Annotated in this window: 18 protein-coding genes; 11 read left to right on the top strand and 7 right to left on the bottom strand. The window is 55.8% G+C overall.

The features are described 5' to 3' along the window. Positions 1–4 precede the first annotated feature (4 nt). The 4 genes from ppx (at position 5) to mgtE (ending at position 4,048) form a co-directional block, all read left to right on the top strand. Positions 5–1,531 (top strand): exopolyphosphatase, encoded by a 1,527-nt coding sequence (gene ppx / locus HFD94_RS16345; protein WP_010260078.1) that lies wholly within the window; start codon positions 5–7, stop codon positions 1,529–1,531. 41 nt (positions 1,532–1,572) lie between these two features. Continuing rightward, positions 1,573–2,187: a tellurite resistance methyltransferase TehB gene (gene tehB, locus HFD94_RS16340; protein WP_010671332.1), complete on the top strand. Its 615-nt coding sequence runs from the start codon at positions 1,573–1,575 to the stop codon at positions 2,185–2,187. Positions 2,188–2,288: 101 nt separating this feature from the next. Beyond that, on the top strand, positions 2,289–2,474 hold the full coding sequence (locus HFD94_RS16335; RefSeq protein ID WP_010671331.1) for a YfgG family protein: 186 nt from the start codon (positions 2,289–2,291) through the stop codon (positions 2,472–2,474). Between the two features lie 140 nt (positions 2,475–2,614). After that, a complete protein-coding gene (gene mgtE, locus HFD94_RS16330; RefSeq protein ID WP_010671330.1) occupies positions 2,615–4,048 on the top strand; it encodes a magnesium transporter in 1,434 nt (477 codons plus the stop codon). Between the two features lie 3 nt (positions 4,049–4,051). Here the strand turns inward: mgtE and HFD94_RS16325 are convergent, their stop codons facing one another. After that, positions 4,052–4,549, bottom strand: coding sequence for an AlpA family transcriptional regulator (locus HFD94_RS16325; protein ID WP_010671329.1), 498 nt, complete (start codon positions 4,547–4,549; stop codon positions 4,052–4,054). A gap of 20 nt (positions 4,550–4,569) precedes the next feature. Next, a complete protein-coding gene (locus tag HFD94_RS16320) occupies positions 4,570–4,815 on the bottom strand; it encodes a hypothetical protein (RefSeq protein WP_010671328.1) in 246 nt (81 codons plus the stop codon). A 193-nt stretch (positions 4,816–5,008) separates the two neighbouring features. Between HFD94_RS16320 and HFD94_RS16315 the strand changes: the two genes are divergently transcribed. Next, positions 5,009–5,188, top strand: a complete 180-nt coding sequence (locus HFD94_RS16315; protein WP_022624131.1) for a hypothetical protein — start codon at positions 5,009–5,011, stop codon at positions 5,186–5,188. 30 nt (positions 5,189–5,218) lie between these two features. Here the strand turns inward: HFD94_RS16315 and HFD94_RS16310 are convergent, their stop codons facing one another. Both HFD94_RS16310 and HFD94_RS16305 read right to left on the bottom strand, forming a co-directional pair. Continuing rightward, positions 5,219–5,992, bottom strand: a complete 774-nt coding sequence (locus HFD94_RS16310) for a DUF3750 domain-containing protein (RefSeq protein ID WP_010260100.1) — start codon at positions 5,990–5,992, stop codon at positions 5,219–5,221. Positions 5,993–6,609: 617 nt separating this feature from the next. Next, entirely contained in the window at positions 6,610–7,518 is a 909-nt protein-coding gene (locus HFD94_RS16305; protein ID WP_122889740.1) for a LysR family transcriptional regulator, read from the bottom strand. Positions 7,519–7,646: 128 nt separating this feature from the next. Between HFD94_RS16305 and HFD94_RS16300 the strand changes: the two genes are divergently transcribed. Genes HFD94_RS16300 through HFD94_RS16290 form a run of 3 tightly spaced genes read left to right on the top strand, consistent with a single transcriptional unit; the run spans position 7,647 to position 11,326 of the window. Beyond that, complete coding sequence (locus HFD94_RS16300) at positions 7,647–8,957, top strand: MFS transporter (RefSeq protein WP_010260106.1); 1,311 nt, start codon at positions 7,647–7,649, stop codon at positions 8,955–8,957. Positions 8,958–8,975: 18 nt separating this feature from the next. After that, a complete protein-coding gene (locus tag HFD94_RS16295; protein WP_010260109.1) occupies positions 8,976–10,064 on the top strand; it encodes a tartrate dehydrogenase in 1,089 nt (362 codons plus the stop codon). A 2-nt stretch (positions 10,065–10,066) separates the two neighbouring features. After that, positions 10,067–11,326 (top strand): glycerate kinase, encoded by a 1,260-nt coding sequence (locus HFD94_RS16290; protein ID WP_061901202.1) that lies wholly within the window; start codon positions 10,067–10,069, stop codon positions 11,324–11,326. 345 nt (positions 11,327–11,671) lie between these two features. On the opposite strand, the gene guaA is transcribed toward HFD94_RS16290, so the two are convergent. Together guaA and guaB are read right to left on the bottom strand one after the other, a co-directional pair. Continuing rightward, positions 11,672–13,252 carry a glutamine-hydrolyzing GMP synthase gene (guaA, locus tag HFD94_RS16285; RefSeq protein WP_010671325.1) on the bottom strand — a complete coding sequence of 527 codons (1,581 nt, stop codon included), beginning with the start codon at positions 13,250–13,252 and terminating at the stop codon, positions 11,672–11,674. A 68-nt stretch (positions 13,253–13,320) separates the two neighbouring features. Next, entirely contained in the window at positions 13,321–14,787 is a 1,467-nt protein-coding gene (gene guaB / locus HFD94_RS16280; protein WP_010671324.1) for an IMP dehydrogenase, read from the bottom strand. Positions 14,788–14,955: 168 nt separating this feature from the next. On the opposite strand from guaB, the gene xseA reads away from it, so the two are divergent. The 3 genes from xseA (at position 14,956) to HFD94_RS16265 (ending at position 18,118) form a co-directional block, all read left to right on the top strand. Beyond that, on the top strand, positions 14,956–16,329 hold the full coding sequence (xseA, locus tag HFD94_RS16275; protein WP_122889741.1) for an exodeoxyribonuclease VII large subunit: 1,374 nt from the start codon (positions 14,956–14,958) through the stop codon (positions 16,327–16,329). Positions 16,330–16,775: 446 nt separating this feature from the next. Then, positions 16,776–17,789: a M4 family metallopeptidase gene (locus HFD94_RS16270; protein WP_122889742.1), complete on the top strand. Its 1,014-nt coding sequence runs from the start codon at positions 16,776–16,778 to the stop codon at positions 17,787–17,789. Further along, positions 17,786–18,118: a protealysin inhibitor emfourin gene (locus tag HFD94_RS16265; protein ID WP_060680735.1), complete on the top strand. Its 333-nt coding sequence runs from the start codon at positions 17,786–17,788 to the stop codon at positions 18,116–18,118. The genes HFD94_RS16270 and HFD94_RS16265 overlap by 4 nt, the downstream gene beginning before the upstream one ends. A 45-nt stretch (positions 18,119–18,163) precedes the next feature. Here HFD94_RS16265 and HFD94_RS16260 read toward each other — a convergent pair whose 3' ends face one another. Continuing rightward, the gene (locus HFD94_RS16260) at positions 18,164–20,605 is read right to left on the bottom strand and encodes a glucose/quinate/shikimate family membrane-bound PQQ-dependent dehydrogenase (protein ID WP_167433297.1); all 2,442 of its coding nucleotides are present in this window, start codon (positions 20,603–20,605) and stop codon (positions 18,164–18,166) included. Positions 20,606–20,686: the final 81 nt, after the last annotated feature.

Raw genomic sequence — 20,686 nt, 5'->3', positions numbered from 1 at the left:
TCCTATGCCAATTTCTCATAAAAGTACGCCAAAACCCCAGGAGTTTGCGGCGATTGACCTGGGCTCGAACAGTTTCCATATGGTGATTGCGCGGGTTGTCGATGGTGCGATGCAGGTACTGGGCCGCCTTAAGCAGCGCGTACATCTGGCTGACGGACTGGATGCCCGGCACAACCTCAGCGAGGAAGCGATGGAGCGAGGGTTAGCCTGCCTGGCCCTGTTCGCCGAGCGCCTGCAGGGGTTCAGTCCGAGCAACGTGACGATTGTCGGTACCCACACGCTGCGCGAGGCGGTCAACGCCGAAACCTTCCTGCAACGTGCGGCCGAGGTGATCCCCTATCCGATCGAGGTGATTTCGGGCCATGAAGAGGCTCGCCTGATCTTTATGGGCGTTGAACACACCCAGCCGGAGAAAGGCCGCAAGCTGGTGATCGATATCGGCGGCGGCTCCACCGAACTGGTCATTGGTGAGGATTTTGAACCGCAACTGGTTGAGAGCCGACGTATGGGTTGCGTCAGTTTCGCCCAGCTCTATTTCCCGAAAGGTGAAATCAGCCGTGAAAACTTCCGTCGCGCCCGTTTAGCGGCCGCACAGAAGCTGGAAACGCTGGCGTGGCAATATCGTCTGCATGGCTGGCAATATGCGCTGGGCGCGTCCGGCACCATCAAAGCCGCCTGCGAAGTGCTGCTGGCGATGGATGAAAAAGAGAAGCTGATTACGCCTGAGCGCCTCGAAAAGCTTTATGACGAGGTGATGAAACACAAATCCTTTGCTGCACTCAGCCTGCCGGGTCTGTCGGAAGAGCGTAAAGGCGTGTTTGTACCCGGGCTGGCGATTCTGTGCGGCGTATTTGATGCGCTGGCCATTCGCGAATTGCGCCTCTCCGACGGTGCGCTGCGTGAAGGTGTGCTCTATGAGATGGAGGGCCGTTTCCGCCATCAGGATATTCGTAGCCGTACTGCACAGAGTCTGGCGAACCATTACGCTATCGACAGCGATCAGGCACGACGCGTGCTCGACACCACCGAGCAGCTTTATCTGCAGTGGCGCGAGCAGAATCAGAAACTGGCGAATCCACAACTGGCCGCACTGCTGAAATGGGCGGCGATGCTGCACGAAGTGGGCCTGACCATCAATCACAGCGGCCTGCAACGCCATTCAGCCTATATTCTGCAAAACACCAACCTGCCGGGCTTCAATCAGGATCAGCAGATGCTGCTGGCGGCGCTGGTCAGATTCCATCGTAAAGCGATAAAGCTTGATGAGCTGCCGCGCGTGACGCTGTTCAAGAAAAAGCAGTTTGTACCGCTGATCTTCCTGCTTCGCCTGGGTACCCTGTTGAATAATCAGCGACAGGCCACCACGCGTCCGGAGGCGTTAACCCTGAAATGCGATGACGGCCACTGGACGCTGACCTTCCCGGCGGGCTACTTCACGCAGAACAACCTGGTTCAGCTCGATCTTGAACGGGAGCAGGTTTACTGGAATGACGTCACGGGATGGAAACTGATCCTCGAAGAAGAAGTCTGACAACACGGGCGCCTGGCGCCCGTTTAACTGAAATGATGAATATGACACAACCAACCGCACCCCTTTCAGGCGAAAACTATTTTGCCGAAACCTATGGTTTAACGCCGCCCCACTCCGAAGTGGTTGCGGCGCTGCCCCAGCTCAACGTCGGCAAGGCGCTTGACCTTGGCTGTGGCGTGGGACGCAATACGCTGTTTCTGAATCAGCACGGTTTTGACGTCACGGCGTGGGATCATAATCCGCAAAGCCTGGCGCGCCTGCAGGAGATTATTGCGCAGGAAAATCTCAGCGGCATTCATACCGAGCAGCGCGACCTGAACAACACGCGCTTTAATGGCGGCTTCAACTTTGTGCTATCGACTGTGGTGATGATGTTCCTGCAGCCGCAGACTATTCCGCAGCTGATTGCCGACATGCAGGCCTGTACGGTCAGAGACGGTTTTAACCTGATCGTGGCGGCGATGAACACGGACGATATGCCCTGCCCGGCTGATTTCTCCTTTGCGTTTAAATCAGGCGAGCTCAGCCACTACTACCGCAACTGGCACATCGTGAAGTACAACGAGCACCCCGGTCAGTTGCATCGCACAGATGAAAATGGCAACCGCATCACCTGTCGTTTTGCGACGCTGCTGGCGCAAAAAGCGAGTTACTGATTTTTATCTGCTGTTTTTTTCAACAGCGATTGATTTCATCAGGCGACTGTGACTAAATATTGCAGTCGCCCCAGATGGGGTCATTACAGGAACCACCCCGCGTGAACAGCGCTATTTCTCCCCGAAGACGTCAAAAAACCGGCACCATGACCCGCATTGTGCTGCTGATTAGTTTTATCATTCTTTTTAGTCGCCTGATTTTTATCCTGCCTGCTGCCTTCGAGCATCATCAGCAACAGAAAGCTATTCCTGAACCGGTTGCCATAACATCAGGCGATACGCGATAGCGAATAACCAATAACGACATTTCGCCTGAAACGCACCTGACACTTAAACGTTATCCAGATAACTGGACTCTTTTTTGCATCCCTTTTTCAGGCGAAACGCTACACTTCGTGCTGGTGCTTTCAGACTTAAGGGATCCAATGTGTCTGCCTCTCACTCTCAACGTTTAAGTGAAATACGTCATCGCATTCTGACGCTGCTGCTCAGCGAGCACGATCTGGTTGATGCCCTGCTGGAGAAATCGGGCGATCTCAATCCTGAACAGCAACGTGAAAATGCGGCCCAGCGTGACGCGCTGGAACAGGACATTCTGCAACTGCATGCCGCTGACCTCGCGGATATTCTCGAAGCCCTGCCCGAAGAAGAACGTCAGGCGCTGTGGCGGCTGGTGCCGAACGAGCGGCGCGGCCATGTGCTGGTTGAAGCGTCTGAAACGGTCTGGGCCAGCCTCACCGAAGAGATGAGCGACCGCGATATCCTGCGCGCTATCCAGCCGCTGGATATCGACGATCAGGTCTGGCTGGCGCGTTATCTGCCACGTGACCTGACCGGACGCCTGCTGGCAACTGTGGAGCCCGCCCTGCGCGCCCGCATGCTCGATATGGTGCAGCTTGACCGTGACCGCGTGGGCCGGGTGATGGATTTCAATATCCTGACGGTGCGTGAAGATGTCACGCTTGCAACAGTGCAACGCTTTCTGCGCAAGCGCAAAAGCATGCCGGGCGGTACCGATAAACTCTTTATCACCAATAAAGATAATCAGCTGCTGGGCGAACTGCTGCTGACGGACATCCTGCTTAACAAACCCAAAACCCTGGTGAGCGACGTGATGAACGCGCGCCCTACCACCTTCCAGCTCAATGATAAGGCCGAAGACGCAGCCAGCGCCTTTGAACGTTATAACCTCATTTCTGCCGCCGTCACCGACGCCAAAGGCAAGCTGATTGGCCGCGTGACCATTGAAGACATCATCGACCTGGTGAATGCCGAAAACGAAAGCAACATTCGTAAAATGGGGGGGATCAGTCAGGAAGAGGATGTGTTTGCGCCGGTGCGTAAATCGGTACGTAAACGCTGGGCCTGGCTGGCGATTAACCTCTGTACCGCCTTTGTCGCCTCACGGGTTATCGGGCTGTTTGAAGGGACGATTTCGCAAATCGTGGCGCTGGCCACGCTGATGCCGATCGTCGCGGGTATCGGCGGCAATACCGGTAATCAGACCATCACCATGATTGTGCGGGCGCTGGCCTTACATCAGGTTGAACCGGGCAACTTTTCGTTTTTGATCGTCCGCGAGCTTGGCGTGGCGCTGATCAACGGCCTGTTCTGGGGCGGCATCATGGGCGGTATCACCTGGCTGATGTATGACAATATGGCGCTGGGCGGCGTTATGATGCTGGCCATGGCGCTGAATCTGCTGCTGGCCGCGCTGATGGGCGTGCTGGTGCCGCTGGTCATGACTAAAATGAATCGCGATCCCGCCGTCGGCTCCAGCGTATTGATCACCGCCCTTACTGACACCGGCGGCTTCTTTATTTTCCTGGGACTGGCGACGATCTTCCTGCTGCCGCACTAATCTTCAGGCTTGCAGGCCGTAACGTTGCAGCGACCCGTTAAGATTGCGCTGCCGCGTTACCTGTGCCAGCTCTCGGGTCGCCGCAGGCAGCGTATAGTTACCACGCTGAATCAGCCACTCCAGCACATCCGCTAAGTGCCAGATGGCGGTTTTACCGTCATGCACCGGCAGCGGAAACGGCGGGCGGTGGCTGAGCATCAGCTTACGCATATTCTGACGCGTCATGCCGATGATCTCCGCCACATCCGTCAATCCCACAAAATCGGGTGCGGCTTCCACCAGCGTGGCTCCCGGTATCGCACGCAGCACATCCTCTTCTGCCTGCTTCAATACATCCGTTGCGGAGTCAGACTCGCGGGTGAACTCCAGTGCAATTCTGCCCGGCATGCCCAGGCCGATTAGCGCATCATCACAGCCTGCCGCTGCCAGCGTTTCCAGCAGTTCATCCACCGGCGCGTGCCCTTCCGGCAGGCTGAACCGTAATGTGAAACAATATTCCATATGCTTCTCCTTGTGCTGCATCAGGACTTCAGATAGTGACAGTTGTCGACCACGCGCCGCAGCGCGCGGGCATGCTGATGTGCGTTTTTTGGTGTGCTCCAGATACAGGTCAGACAAAACTCCCCACATCGGCACATCAACAGATTTTTCGGACAGTACATTTTGCCCCAGGCGTGATGGCCTCCCGTGACGACCAGCCAGCCATGGGATTCGGCGTAGCGTAACGCCGTTTCGATCTCTTTGTTGGGATGCCGCTTCCTTGCCATATTTTTCCCTATCCTGACGCTGAATTGATAAGTTGTCAACTGACAACCCTATGAAATTATCTTAGTGCGGCTCAGCATGCGCAGACTTTTTCTCGCAGTAAAACAGTCAGGGTATAAACTGGAAAACGTCACACAAAAAACGATCAGCGCCAGAAGTCATCTGGCAGCAGAAACGATTAACAACGGAGGCAATATGTTTAAAGCAGAGGATTTTGTTCAGTCTAAAACCGGCGGCCCGAAAATGCAGGTGCTGCGCGTCGAAGGTGACACCTTATGGTGTGCACGCGTTGATGATGCGGCGAAAAAAGAGATCGAAGTGAAAGCAGAGAGCGTCAATCTCTATCACGAAGAGGGTGACTTTGGCGTGTGCTGAAGTGAAACGGCCCCTGACGGGGCCAGACTGTCAGGGCTTATCCTGCTGAAGGTTGTCATTTCCCAGGCCGCCAATAAACGGCAGACGCAGCCGGAACGGTGTGAAATCGACTCCCATGTTCAGGCCCAGCAGATTCACTTCAAATCCCTCTTCTGCACCCAGCGTCACTCCCGCCACACCCAGAATCGACACCTGCACACCGCGCCCGGATGGCGGCAGCCCGACCGGACGCCACAGTGGCCGGTAATCTTTACCCAGCGCGTTAGCGGGCAGATCAAGCCTTAAAGCGGGTACTTCGCGGCCAATATGCGCCAGGAAGGTGTTGCTGTTCGGTCCTGGCCAGGCGCGGTAGGTTGTCGGCCACGGATAGGATTTAATGGCGGCTTCAATCTGCGGGATCATCGCTTCTGCTTCCGGTCCGCGATGTTCCACCAGCAGCCGCGGTTTTGCGCCATACCAGTAGCCATCAGGCAGGTTGGTGTTGCGCCGGACTTTATCGCCGCTGCCCCAGCTAATCACTTCGTAGCGAGTGAATCGAGTTTCACCTGCGCGCTTGAAGATGATCCACGGATGCACCGCCACCGCCCCTTTCCAGCCATAGGTCGGCGCAGCATAGACCTGTACAATAGCCAGGCTATATAAAGCGCGCGGGTCGGGTGCTATCCCGGACGAATCACGTCGGGCGGTCGCCCAGCCGCCCGGCTCTGCGGTTTCGCTGTGACGCGTCGCCTGCGCAATGCTGGCTCCCAGCGATAGCAGCAGTACGGCAACAAAAAACAGGCTGAACACTTTAAGTGAGAGCATGACAACATTCCTGGTGACGTAAGAATCGCGAATCGCCTGTTCAGCAGGCGGTTTCAGTAAACGGCGGCTTTGGGATACGGACGATCGATGAAAGCGGCGGGTAAAAGCGGGACACAACTGACGTCAGTTGCGGGCTTTTACTGCATGGAGGATAGCGTAATTTCCGGCAAAGTGAACAGGAAAACACCAGCGACGGACCTGGATGTGCTGAAAGGTTAAAACAGCACGGCGAATGCGATAACCACATCGTAATCCGTTACCTGGCAGGGTCTCATCAATAGATGAGCGAGTTTTCCTGAATAAGTGATAACCGCATGCCTTCGCATTAAAACCCTGGTGTCAGTAACCCATAAAGCGTCCTTACTGTTTCAGGGTATTTAACGCTTTTAATAAACTCATTATTTTTTATCCGGCCCTGATTGCCTGCTGCAGGCATAACCCGAGGGGAATCACACTGCCCTGAGTGAACGCCAATTTGTCGAAACTATAAAGTCGTTGCTCTGATAAAACCTAAGCATCAGCGAACATGAGGTATACCGTGGCGTTTTCACTGTTAGCGCTATACCTGCAGATATAAACAGGATGTGCGTATTCTTAGTCAGAAGTAAGCCCTGCCACTACAACTCTTTTGTTAATATCTCAAGATTGTCCGCAAGGATATTAAGCACCGCATTAACGTAGATATCCCTGTTTCCCTGGTGCCACATCACGCACAGTGGCAGCCCGGCTATATTGTCGACCGGAGCCAGTGGCAGATAGGTTACGCCATCCGCGTTCATGTTGCGGTAAGAGGATGGCACGAGCGCCACACCCAGCCCAGCAGCAACAAAGCTCAGTATTGTCTGTTTTTCCTCAGCATACTGAGCGATAACCGGATATTTACCGGCCGCTCTGAACAGGTTCATCGTCAGGTCATGACTGTGGGGACGGGAACGTCTTTCCGGCACAATCACCGGCTCATTGCAAAAATCCTCAATGCTTACCCGATCGTAATGCACCAACCGGTGATGAGCAGGGACTGCCAGTACACAGGTTTCATGGGCGATAAAGCGAGTGGTCAGAATGACATCTGTTAGTTCTGGCGGTCGCACAAACACCAGGTCCAGCCAGCCCGAGGTGAGTCGTGGGATCAGGCTGTGCGATTTATCTTCACTGATGTGGATATCGGCATCAGGAAACGCACTGACAAACAGGTTAAGCAGTTTCGGCAGTAATCCTCTCGCCGCGCTGTCAATGGCACCGATCCGCAACGTTTTTTTCTGCGACGCGATGTTTTTATGGAACCGCAACCGTAACGCATCAAAATCCGCAACAACGGACTTAGCCTCACTCAAAAACTCCGCGCCTTCCCGGGTCAGAGAAACGTTCCGGGTAGAACGATTCAGCAGGCGTATACCCAGATCCTCTTCCAGCAAGCGGATAAAACGGCTGAGTGACGCAGGCATCATTTCAAGCTTCCGGGCAGCCCTGCCGAAGTGAAGTTCATCACCTACCACTACGAAGCATCTCAGCTGATTTATATCCATTTTTCGCCCGCACTCAGATTATACAAGTTATTTATATAAACCCTTGCCGATGATAACGCCAGTCAAAACAGCATACTGGGTTCACAACAAAATGATAACAACCCTACCTGACTGTGGAGCATCCTGATATGCACAATGACCTCGAAAAAAAGGTAATGCGCAAAGTAACGCTGCGGATTATTCCTTTTATCATGCTGCTGTATTTTATCGCGTTTCTCGACCGGGTTAATATTGGCTTTGCCGCCCTGACCATGAATCAGGACCTGGGTTTTTCGCCGATGGTCTTCGGTATGGGGGCCGGGATTTTCTTTCTTGGCTACTTTCTGTTTGAAGTCCCCTCTAACCTTATTCTGCATAAAGTCGGTGCCCGTATCTGGATCGCCCGCGTCATGATTACCTGGGGACTGGTCTCCGGCTGTATGGCATTTGTTCAGGGCACCACCAGTTTTTATATTCTCCGCTTTCTGCTCGGCGTAGCCGAGGCCGGTTTCTTTCCTGGTATCATCCTTTATCTCAGCTACTGGTTCCCGGCTGTAAAACGTGCGCAGGTTACCGCCATTTTTATGGCCGCAGCACCACTCTCTACTGCGCTTGGCTCCCCTATCTCCGCTGCGCTGCTGGAGATGCATGGGCTGATGGGCTTTGCCGGCTGGCAGTGGATGTTTGTGCTGGAGGCGATCCCCGCTTTACTGCTGGGCATCGTCGTTCTGTTCTGGCTCACCGACCGTCCTGCCAAAGCAAAATGGCTGACCGAAGAAGAGCGGACCTGGCTTCAAAACTCTCTGCAGGCTGAAGAGCAGGCGCGCGCAACCGGGCAAAGCCACACCAGCGCATGGCGCGGTCTGGCGGATAAGCGGGTTCTGGCACTGGCGCTGGTCTATTTTGGCACCTCAGCCGGTCTTTATACCCTGGGTATCTGGGCACCGCAGATTATTCACAGCTTTGGTGCCTCATCGTTAGAAATCGGCTTCCTGAATGCTTTCCCTGCGGTGGCCGGTGTTCTCGGCATGATCCTCTGGGCCCGCCACTCGGACCGTACCCGTGAACGCAGCTGGCATGTTATTGCTGCCTGTCTGCTGGCCGCGGCCGGGCTGATTTATGCCGGAAGCGTCACAACCCTTTTCTCAGTGATTATCGCCCTGACACTCGTCACCGTTGGGATCAGCGCTTCCAAGCCCCCGCTGTGGAGCATGCCTACCCTTTTCCTGAGCGGGCCAGCGGCGGCAGCGGGCATTGCAGCCATTAATTCGATTGGCAACCTCGGTGGATTTGTCGGACCGATGATGATTGGCATCATCCGCCAGCAAACCGGTAGCTATACCGGGGGACTCTATTTCGTGGCCGGACTGCTGCTGATTTCAGCCCTGACGGTACTGATTCTGTCCGGAAAAGCGAAAAAGCCTCAGACCACAGAACTTCATCAACCTCACACTCATTAATTAATACGGAGAAACATCATGCGTAACTACTCTATTGCCGCAATTCCTGCTGACGGTATCGGCCCTGAAGTCATCTCTGCCGGCATTGAAGTCCTGAAAGCGCTGTCACATCGCGATCCGCAGCTGAAATTTGATATTCAGACTTTCGACTGGGGTTCCGACTACTACAAACGCTACGGCGTGATGATGCCGGAAGACGGCTTACAGACGCTGAAAAAATTCGATGCTATCTATTTCGGCGCGGTCGGCGCTCCGGATGTGCCTGACCATATTACCCTCTGGGGGCTGCGCCTGCCGATTTGTCAGGGCTTCGATCAGTATGCGAATGTGCGGCCGACAAAAATTTTGCCTGGCGTTACCTCGCCGCTGCGTAATCGGGGTCCAGGTGACCTCGACTGGGTCATCGTGCGTGAAAACTCCGAAGGAGAATACTCAGGCAATGGCGGCCGCGCCCATAAAGGTCTGCCGGAAGAGGTCGGAACCGAAGTGGCGATCTTTACCCGCGTCGGCGTCACCCGGATCATGCGCTATGCCTTTAAACTTGCTCAGTCGCGCCCACGTAAATTGCTGACGGTGGTCACTAAATCCAATGCGCAGCGTCATGGCATGGTGATGTGGGATGAAATTGCGGCTGAAGTGGCGCTGGAGTTCCCGGATGTGCAGTGGGACAAAATGCTGGTGGATGCCATGACGCACCGCATGACGCTGCACCCGCAGAGCCTGGACACGGTCGTCGCCACCAATCTGCATGCCGATATCTTATCCGACCTGGCCGGGGCGCTGGCTGGCAGCCTTGGCGTAGCGCCAACAGCGAACATCGATCCTGAGCGGCGCTTTCCATCGATGTTCGAGCCGATTCACGGCTCAGCCTTTGATATCACCGGTAAGGGCATCGCTAACCCGATCGCCACCTTCTGGACGGCGGTACAGATGCTTGAGCATCTGGGCGAGCATGAAGCCGCTGCACTGATCATGGGAAGCATCGAACATGTCTGCACCTGCGGCATCCTGACGCCCGATGTGGGCGGCACGGCCACAACGGCCGATGTCACGCGTGCTGTGGTGCAGTTCATCGAATCCCGTTCAACCGTTGCTGAGAGTGCATAACAATGAGAAACGATCAGGCCGCAACGATACTGGAGGATATCTTTAAGCAGGCGGTTGACAGTGCCCGTCCCGGGCCTGTCGTTCCGGCGGCGCTGCCGCAGAAGCCTGCTGGCCGCTGTATCGTGGTCGGGGCAGGCAAGGCTTCGGCCGCCATGGCGGCGGCTGTGGATGCCGCCTGGCCAGACGTGGATGTCAGTGGCGTGGTGGTGACTCGCTATGGTCATGCAGTGCCCGCCGGGCGTATCCGTATTCTGGAGGCTTCCCATCCGGTTTCAGATGCGATGAGTGAAACGGCGGCTATGCTGATTCTGGAAACGCTGCGCGGACTGACACCCGACGATCTGGTACTGGCGCTGATATCAGGCGGCGGCTCCGCCGTGATGGCATTACCCGCGCCGGGTATCACGCTGGCCGATAAACAGTCTGTTACCCGTGCACTGCTGCACAGCGGTGCCAGCATCAGGGAAATGAATCTGGTCAGGCGTCACCTCTCGGCGATAAAAGGCGGCAGGCTGGCTGCACTGGCGCAGCCTGCACGGGTGGTTTCATTGATTATCAGCGATGTCCCGGGTGACAATCCGGCAGATGTGGCATCAGGTCCGACTGTGGCTGACAACAGCACGCCAGAAGATGCACTGAAGGTGCTCGAGCGCTACGCTATTCCGGTATCCGCCGAGGTTCGCCATGTGTTGAGCCAGCCGCTGGCGTTGTCAGGCATGCTGCCCATTGGTGAGGTCAGGATGATTGCCACACCAGCAATGGCATTACAGGCCGCAGCCAGGGCTGCGCGTAATCATGGTATTACCCCATTGATACTCGGTGATGCCCTGGAAGGTGAGAGCCGGGAAGTGGCAACCGTCATGGCAGGCATTGCGAAATCGGTGAAGCAGCATGGTCAGCCGCTGAAGGGCCCTGCTGTTTTGCTGTCGGGAGGGGAAACAACGGTTACCGTAAGTAATGAAGGTGCGGGTAAAGGCGGCCGTAACACTGAGTTTTTGCTGGGATTAGCCTGCGCACTCCGTGGAGAAAGGGGAATCTGGGCCATAGCGGGTGACAGCGACGGCATTGATGGCACCGAAGATGCAGCGGGCGCGATGATTTATCCGGATTCGCTGACGCGCGGAAAAAATCGCGGGCTTGATGCACTCACCTGTCTGAACGCGCATGACAGCTACAGCTATTTTCACGCAATCAATGATTTGCTGATAACGGGACCAACATTAACGAATGTGAACGATATCAGGATAATACTGGTAGCATAGCCGCCACTTTTCGCATGGCTGGCAGGATTAAGCAAACGTCTGCATGACATGATTATCAGGAGAGTTCTGCAGTGAGCTGAAAGCCATATCAGCATGACCTGTAGACGTTTTGACCAGTCTTTAGAAAAATGACTTCGCTTTTTTTACCGTACGCTGCCTGTAAGAGGCGGCGTAACATCGACTGTCGATTCTGGCATCAGATTCAAATCCTGCAACCTGTCAGGCTTTTGCAACAGACTGCCTGACGAGGCAAAATTCTCCAGTGCACTAATGAAAAAGCCCGCAGTGATGCGGGCTTAGAGGTGCTTTATTGCTTATACGTGCAGGCTGTTGCCAGACGTTAAATCATTCCCACTCAATCGTCGCTGGTGGCTTACCGCTGATGTCATACACCACGCGGGAGATGCCGTCGACTTCATTGATGATGCGGTTAGAGACACGACCCAGGAAATCATACGGCAGGTGTGCCCAGTGTGCGGTCATAAAGTCGATGGTTTCCACCGCACGCAGCGAGACAACCCAGTCATATTTACGGCCATCGCCCATCACGCCGACTGAACGTACCGGCAGGAAGACGGTGAACGCCTGGCTGACTTTGTTATAGAGATCCGCTTTATGCAGCTCTTCAATGAAGATGGCATCGGCACGGCGCAGCAGGTCGCAATACTCTTTCTTCACTTCGCCCAGCACGCGCACGCCCAGACCTGGACCCGGGAACGGATGGCGGTAGAGCATGTCGTAAGGCAGGCCCAGCTCCAGACCAATCTTACGCACTTCATCTTTGAACAGCTCACGCAGCGGCTCAACCAGACCCATCTTCATCTCTTTCGGCAGGCCGCCGACGTTGTGATGCGATTTGATGACGTGCGCCTTACCGGTTGCAGAGGCCGCAGACTCAATAACATCCGGATAGATGGTGCCCTGTGCCAGCCACTTAACGTCCTGCAGCTTCAGCGCTTCTTCGTCGAAGACTTCCACAAAGACGCGACCGATAATTTTACGTTTCGCTTCCGGCTCATTCTCACCTGCCAGCGCGTCGAGGAAGCGCGCTTCGCCTTCAACGTGAATAATGTTGAGGCCGAAGTGGTCGCCAAACATATCCATAACCTGTTGTGCTTCGTTCAGGCGCAGCAGCCCGTTATCTACGAACACGCAGGTCAGACGGTCGCCAATGGCGCGATGCAGCAGCATTGCCGTCACGGAGGAGTCAACACCACCAGACAGGCCGAGGATCACTTTGTCGTTGCCGACCTGAACACGCAGGCGTTCAACCGCATCTTCAATAATTTTGGCTGGCGTCCACAGGGCTTCACACTCACAGATGTCGATAACGAAGCGCTCAAGCATCCGCAGGCCCTGGCGGGTATGGGTCACTTCCGGGTGGAACTGCACGCCGTAGAAACGCTTCTCTTCGTTAGCCATGATGGCGAACGGACAGGTTTCTGTGCTGGCAACGGTCACGAAGTCAGCCGGGATCGCCGTAACTTTGTCGCCGTGGCTCATCCAGACATCCAGCAGCGGTTTGCCGGCGGCGCTGATCGCATCTTCAATATCGCGAACCAGAGCGCTTGGCGTCGTCACTTCAACCTGCGCATAACCAAACTCGCGCTCAGTTGAGCCAGCAACGGTGCCGCCCAGCTGCATCGCCATCGTCTGCATACCGTAGCAGACACCCAGCACCGGCACGCCAGCGCTGAAGACATATTCAGGCGCACGCGGGCTGTTCAGTTCGGTGGTGCTCTCCGGGCCACCGGAAAGGATGATGCCGCTTGGGTTGAACTGGCGAATCTGCTCTTCGGTGACATCCCATGCCCAGAGTTCACAGTAAACGCCCAGCTCGCGTACGCGACGTGCAACCAGCTGAGTATATTGTGAGCCGAAATCGAGAATCAGAATGCGATGCTTATGGATATTTTCCGTCGTCATTGAGGGTTTTCCAGAACGGTGACTTAATCAATAAAAGCGCCCGGCTGAAGCCGGGCGGGAAATCGGGATTATGAACCCATGCGATAGTTCGGTGACTCTTTGGTGATGGTCACATCATGCACGTGGCTCTCATTGATGCCGGCGCCGCTGATGCGGACAAACTCCGCCTTGGTGCGCAGGTCATCAATGGTCGGGCAACCGGTCAGGCCCATGCACGAGCGCAGGCCGCCCATCTGCTGATGCACGATCTCTTTCAGACGGCCTTTATAGGCCACGCGACCTTCGATACCTTCCGGCACCAGTTTGTCAGCGGCGTTATCGGTCTGGAAGTAGCGGTCAGAAGAGCCTTTAGACATCGCGCCCAGTGAACCCATACCGCGATAGGATTTGAACGAACGGCCCTGATAGAGTTCGATCTCGCCCGGTGACTCTTCGGTCCCCGCCAGCATCGAACCGACCATGACACAGGACGCACCGGCGGCGATCGCTTTCGCGATGTCACCGGAGAAACGGATACCGCCATCGGCAATCACCGGAATACCGGTGCCTTCCAGCGCGGTGACTGCATCAGAGACGGCAGTGATCTGCGGAACGCCCACGCCGGTCACGATACGGGTAGTACAGATAGAGCCCGGGCCGATACCCACTTTAACGGCGCTGACGCCTGCCGCAACCAGCGCCAGTGCGCCGGCACCGGTGGCTACGTTGCCGCCGACGATTTCAAGGTCCGGGTATTTGGCACGGGTTTCACGGATACGTGACAGCACGCCTTCAGAATGGCCGTGTGAAGAGTCAATCAGCAGCACGTCAACGCCCGCTGCAACCAGCGCATCGATACGCTCTTCGTTACCTGCACCTGCGCCAACTGCCGCACCGACACGCAGACGGCCCTGCTCATCTTTACAGGCGTTAGGTTTACGTTCGGCTTTCTGGAAATCTTTAACGGTGATCATGCCCAGCAGATGGAAGCTGTCATCCACCACCAGCGCTTTCTCAACGCGCTTTTCATGCATCCTGTGCAGCACCACATCGCGCGCTTCGCCCTCTTTCACCGTCACCAGACGATCTTTCGGGGTCATGACTGCAGAGACAGGCTGTGAAAGGTCAGTGACAAAGCGCACGTCACGACCGGTGATAATACCCACCAGTTCGTTGTCGCGGTTAACCACCGGATAGCCCGCAAAGCCGTTGCGCTCGGTCAGCGCTTTAACGTCAGCCAGTGGGGTGGTTGGCAGGACGGTCTGTGGTTCAGTCACCACACCGCTTTCATGTTTCTTCACCTTGCGCACTTCGTCCGCCTGGCGTTCGATTGACATATTTTTATGGATGAAGCCAAGGCCACCTTCCTGTGCCAGCGCAATCGCCAGACCCGACTCGGTCACGGTGTCCATGGCAGCGGAGAGCATAGGAATATTTAAACGGATATTTTTGGTCAGCTGAGTGCTGAGATCGGCCGTATTCGGCAGGACGGTGGAGTGTGCAGGGACGAGCAGAACGTCGTCAAAAGTGAGTGCTTCTTTAGCGATTCTTAACATGGCAATACTCCACCTCGGGTGATTGAGAATAGATAAAATATTGCCGCGGCATTATACAGGCCGTAATCGATTGCCTCCAGCATTATTTACGAAAAACTCTTGATCCGCACTGGCAGCCCTGTAGTATCGATGAATTAACCTGCTGATTTGGAATTTGATCTTCGTCACATGTCGCTGCCACCCATCGCCAATATTTTTACCGTCAGCCGTCTCAATACGACAGTGCGTCAGCTGCTGGAGAAAGAGATGGGCCTGGTCTGGATCAGCGCCGAGATCTCCAACTTCACGCAACCGGCATCCGGTCACTGGTACTTCACGCTGAAAGATGATGGCGCTCAGGTTCGCTGTGCTATGTTCCGCAACAGTAACCGACGCGTTACCTTTCGTCCGCAGCATGGTCAGCAGGTGCTGGTTCGCGCCAACATCACTCTCTATGAGCCACGCGGTGACTATCAGCTGATTGCCGAAAGTATGCATCCGGCGGGTGAAGGCTTGCTGCAGCAGCAGTTTGAACTGCTGAAAGCAAAACTGGCCACCGAAGGACTGTTTGATCCGCAGCATAAGCAACCGCTGCCGGAACCGGCGCGTCAGGTCGGGGTAATCACCTCTTCCACCGGCGCGGCGCTGCACGATGTGTTACGCGTGCTGCATCGCCGTGATCCCTCCCTGCCCGTGGTCATCTACCCGACCGTGGTTCAGGGCGTCGATGCGCCAGCGGCTATCGTCCGCGCAATTGAAATCGCCAACCTGCGCAACGAGTGCGACGTCTTAATTGTCGGACGCGGCGGCGGTTCGCTGGAAGATTTGTGGGGCTTTAACGATGAACGCGTGGCGCGCGCCATTTTTGCCAGCCGCATTCCCATCGTCAGCGCGGTGGGTCATGAAACCGATGTCACCATTGCCGACTTCGTTGCCGATTTACGTGCACCCACCCCTTCCGCCGCGGCTGAAATTGTCAGCCGTAACCATCTGGAGTTACTGCGTCAGTTGCAGTCACAGCAACAGCGGCTGGAGATGGCGATGGATTACTACCTGGCACGTCAGCAGCGGCTTTACTCCCGCCTTGAGCATCGTCTGCAACAGCAGCATCCGCAGCTGCGTCTGGCCCGTCAGCAGACCGCCCTGTTCCGCCTGCAGCAGCGACTGGGAGAAGCGATGGAAACCCGCCTGCGTCACGCCACGCGTCAGCAGGATCGCCTGTCGCATCGACTCAATGCCCAGCAGCCTCAGCAGCGGCTGTTCGATGCGCAAAAACAGCTGCAAAGCTGGCACTACCGCCTGCAGCAGAGCATGACAAAACAGCTGAGCACCAGCAAACAGCACTTTGGTCAGTTGGTGGCGCAACTGGAAGGCGTCAGCCCGCTGGCGACGCTGGCGCGTGGTTTTAGCGTGACCACCGACACTGCCGGACAGGTGGTGAAGAAAACCGCACAGCTACAGAGCGGCGACCTGCTCCGTACCCGTCTTGATGATGGCTGGGTTGAAAGCCAGGTGACGCAGTTACTGCCTGAGAAAAAGCGCCGCCGCAAAACCGCCTCCTGACTCTGCTCGTCAGCTCACACTTTTACACTTAACGCTGGCCTTACTAATGAGGTCTAACCAGCCTGATGGGTCTATACTTTCTGGCACATTCCCTGTCGCCAAGGCGTTTCAGATGGCTTGCCAACGTTGTTGCCTCAGAAAAGCGCCGCCGCAAAACCGCCTCCTGACTCTGCCCGTCAGCTCACACTTTTACACTTAACGCTGGCCTCACTAATGAGGTCTAACCAGCCTGACGGGTCTATACTTTCTGGCACATTCCCTGTCGCCAGGGCGTTTCAGATGGCTTGCAAACGTTGTTGTCTCAGAAAAGCGTCGCCGCAAAACCGTCTCCTGACTCTGCCCGTCAGCTCACACTTTTACACTTAACGCTGGCCTCACTAATGAGGTCTAACCAGCCTGACGGGTCTATACTTTCTGGCACATTCCCTGTCGCCAAGGAGTTTCAGATGGCTTATTGCGTTATTCCTCCCTATATCCTTCGCAAAATCATCGCGCACGGTTCCGGCCACCAGCAGGAGCAGGCGCGTCGCACCCTGACACACGTCCAGCACCTGATGGCGGAACACTGGCAAAAGCAGCCGGTGGCAAAAACCGCGGCAGGCGGCCACGTGGATCGTGAAATTTATGATGCGCAAAGTCAGCAGACCCTGCCAGGTAAGCTGATTCGTCAGGAGGGCCAGCCCGGCAATGACGACGTGGCGGCTGAGGAAGCATGGGACTATCTTGGCGTAACCTATGACTTCTTCTGGCAGGCTTATCAGCGTAATTCGCTGGATAATCAGGGGCTGAAATTGCTCGGTACCGTGCACTACGGTGACAAATACCAGAACGCCTTCTGGAACGGTCAGCAAATGGTATTTGGTGATGGTGACGGCGAAATCTTTAATCGCTTCACCATTGCGATTGACGTTGTGGCGCACGAACTGGCGCATGGCGTGACGGAAAATGAAGCCGGCTTGATCTACTTCGAGCAGGCTGGTGCTCTGAATGAGTCGCTGTCAGATGTGTTTGGCTCGCTGGTGAAACAGTTCAGTAAAAAACAGCGTGCCGATGAGGCGGACTGGATTATCGGCGAAGGCCTGCTGGCAAGCGGCATCAATGGGCGTGGTCTGCGCTCAATGTCTGAACCTGGCTCTGCCTATGATGACCCGATGCTGGGCAAAGATCCGCAACCGGCACACATGGATCATTACGTGAAGACACGTGAAGATAATGGCGGGGTTCATATCAACTCCGGCATCCCTAACCGGGCTTTTTATCTGGCAGCAACAACGCTGGGTGGTTATGCGTGGGAACAGACGGGATATGCCTGGTACGATACGGTGTGTGACGACGAACTGCCACAGGATGCTGACTTTAAGACCTTTGCCCGCTTCACCGTTCAGCATGGTAAAAAACGGTTTAACGAATCGGTCGGCAGTGCCATTGAACAGGCATGGAAGGAGGTTGGCGTGCTATGAGTGACCTGCCCGAACTCACTGATGACGCCACCATCATCGTCGCGCGTGAAGGCGGCATGGCCTTTATTCCGGGGCTACGCGCCGAACGACGCTTTATGCTGGGCGAGCTGCCGCCGCCAGAAAGAGAGCGCGTCTGCCATGCGCTGCAGCAGGCGATGCCGCTGGGCGAACCTGAGGAGAAAGCCGCGCAGGTGGGCAGTGGTGACCAGCGCTATTTTCGCATCCAGATTCAGTATGCAACCCACCGCGAGGTTGGGACGATAGTGCTGTTGATTCCGGAACAGGTGGCGCCGCCTGAGTTGCAGGCGCTGTGGCGCGACGGTAAATAAGCAAAAAAAAGGGCCGACTATGTCGGCCCTTTTCCTTAAGCGTTGTTACTTGCTGTCTGGCAGCGCGTAAGCAATCACATAATCACCACGGTCCGGTGACTGACGTGCGCCACCTGCCGAGATCAGGATGTACTGCTTACCATCTTTCGGTGAGACGTAGCTCATCGGGCCACCCTGACTGCCTACCGGCAGACGTGCTTTCCACACCTCTTTCCCGGTTGAAGAGTCAAAGGCGCGCAGATAGTAATCCTGCGTACCCGCGATGAACACCAGGCCGCCCTGCGTGGCCAGCGTACCGCCCAGCGTTGGCATGCCAACCGGCATTTTCACGCGCATCTTGATACCGAATGGTCCGGTATCCTGCACCGTGCCGACCGGCACCTGCCAGACGATTTTCTGCGTTTTCATGTCAATCGCCGACAGCGTACCAAATGGCGGTTTCTGACATGGGATACCCAGCGGTGACATAAAGCGATTTTTATTCACAGCATATGGCGTGCCTTTCAGCGGAACGGCACCCATACCGGTGTTGATCGCTTCGCCGCCGTTGCTGCCACGCGCAATATTGCTGGTATCAGCCGGGATCATCTGAACCCACAGACCCAGACGCATATCATTGACGAACAACAGGTGGTTGTTCGGATCGACCGACATGCTGCCCCAGTTCATACCGCCCAGCGAACCCGGGAAGCTCAGAGACTTGTCGGTGTCCGGCACGGTGAACAGGCCGTCATAGCGCATGGATTTGAAGCCAATGCGGCAGGCCAGCTGATCAAACGGCGTGGCACCCCACATGTCAGACTCTTTCAGCGTCTGGTTGCCAATCTGCGGCATCCCGGTCGAGTGTGGCTGCGTTTTAGTGTACTGCTCGTTCGGGATATGGCCCTGCGGCATCGGCAGTTCTTCGACTTTAGTCAGCGGCTTGCCGGTCATACGGTCAAGAACGAAGATCATGCCGGTTTTGCCGCCAATCACTACCGCTGGTGTGGTAGTGCCATCTTTTTGCGGGAAGTCGATCAGGCTTGGCTGCATCGGCAGGTCAAAGTCCCACAGATCGTTATGCACGGTCTGATAAACCCACTTCTCTTTACCGGTCGTGGCATCCAGCGCCAGAACCGATGCGCCATATTTGTGATCCAGTTCAGTACGGTTCGCACCCCAGAGGTCAACCGACGAACTGCCCATTGGAATGAACACGGTGTTCATTGCCGGGTCGTAAGACATCGGTGCCCATGAGTTCGGCGTACTGCGGGTATAATCTTTACCCGGCATCAATATCGTATTCGGGTCAACATTGCCTGGGTCAAACGCCCAGCGCATCTGGCCGGTGATAACGTCAAAGCCACGCAACACGCCACCCGGCATATCCGTCTGCACGTTATCCGCTACGCGACCGCCGACCACCACAGTGGTGCCAGCCAGGGTTGGCGCTGAGGTCAGCTGATATTGCGGATCCGGTGCCTTGCCCATGCCCGCTTTGAGATCAACGATGCCGTGATCGCCAAAGTTTTCACAGAACTCACCGTTGTCAGCATTGATCGCAATCAGACGCGCGTCGATAGTGTTCATCAGAATACGACGCTGACAGCTGTCACCGGCTGGCAACACTGCGGCAGTCACAGGTGAAGACCCCGGCTTATCTGGCTGCTGCAGCGGTTTCGTGGCGTCAAAGTAAGCCAGACCACGGCAGCGTGGCCAGACTTCCGCTTTGGCATTGATTTCACGTTTCCAGATCTGCTTACCGCTGTTGGCTTCAACGGCGATGACGTTGTTGTGCGGTGTGCAGAGATAAAGGGTATTGCCAATCTGCAACGGTGTCTGCTGATCTTCTGCGCCGTTGCCGGTCGGGCTGACAGGGGTATCACCGGTACGGAAAGTCCAGGCCACCTGCAGATCTTTCACGTTGTCGCGGGTGATTTGATCCAGCGCCACAAAGCGGCTGCCCTGCGGGGTATTACCGTAGTTATCCCAGTCTTTCTGCTGTTTCGCTTTATCTACCGGGATCAGCGGCAGCTCTTCGCCCGTGCCTGCAACGGTAGGATGTGGCTGGAACATCTGCACCAGCGTAACAACCATGCCTGCCGCCAGCAGCGCAGAGAACGCATAAGAGGGTTTTACCAGTGAGTGCTTACCTTCATGCTTACGCAGTGAAGGCCAGATCAGGAAGGCAAGCAGCATCAGTCCGGCAGGCACCATCAGGCGTGATACCAGCGGCCAGAACTCCAGGCCCGCGTCGAACAGCGACCAGATCAGGGTGCCGACAAAGACCAGCAGGAAAAGAACCACTGCCGAGGATTTGCGACGGAAGAACTGAATTGCGGAGAGTACAGTGACGATACCCGCAATTAAAAAGTACCCGCTGCCACCAAGTGCAACCAGTTTGCCGCCGCCAATTGCAAAAAACAGACCGGTGGCAAGTAGCACCAGTCCGAGCAGCACGGATGCTATTCCCAGCCCCTTTCCGGAGCGGGAGGATGTTTCAGCCATAATACTTACTCTCCTGAATAAACAGAGCACCCGGACAGATGCCATCCGGACGCCGGCGCGTTAAGACAGTCCGCGCCAGGC

It is taken from the genome of Pantoea sp. EKM20T, assembly GCF_011800485.1.
Lineage (GTDB): Bacteria > Pseudomonadota > Gammaproteobacteria > Enterobacterales > Enterobacteriaceae > Pantoea > Pantoea agglomerans.
Note: the sequence above shows the minus strand (reverse complement) of the source record. Positions and strands in the feature narration are given on the sequence as shown.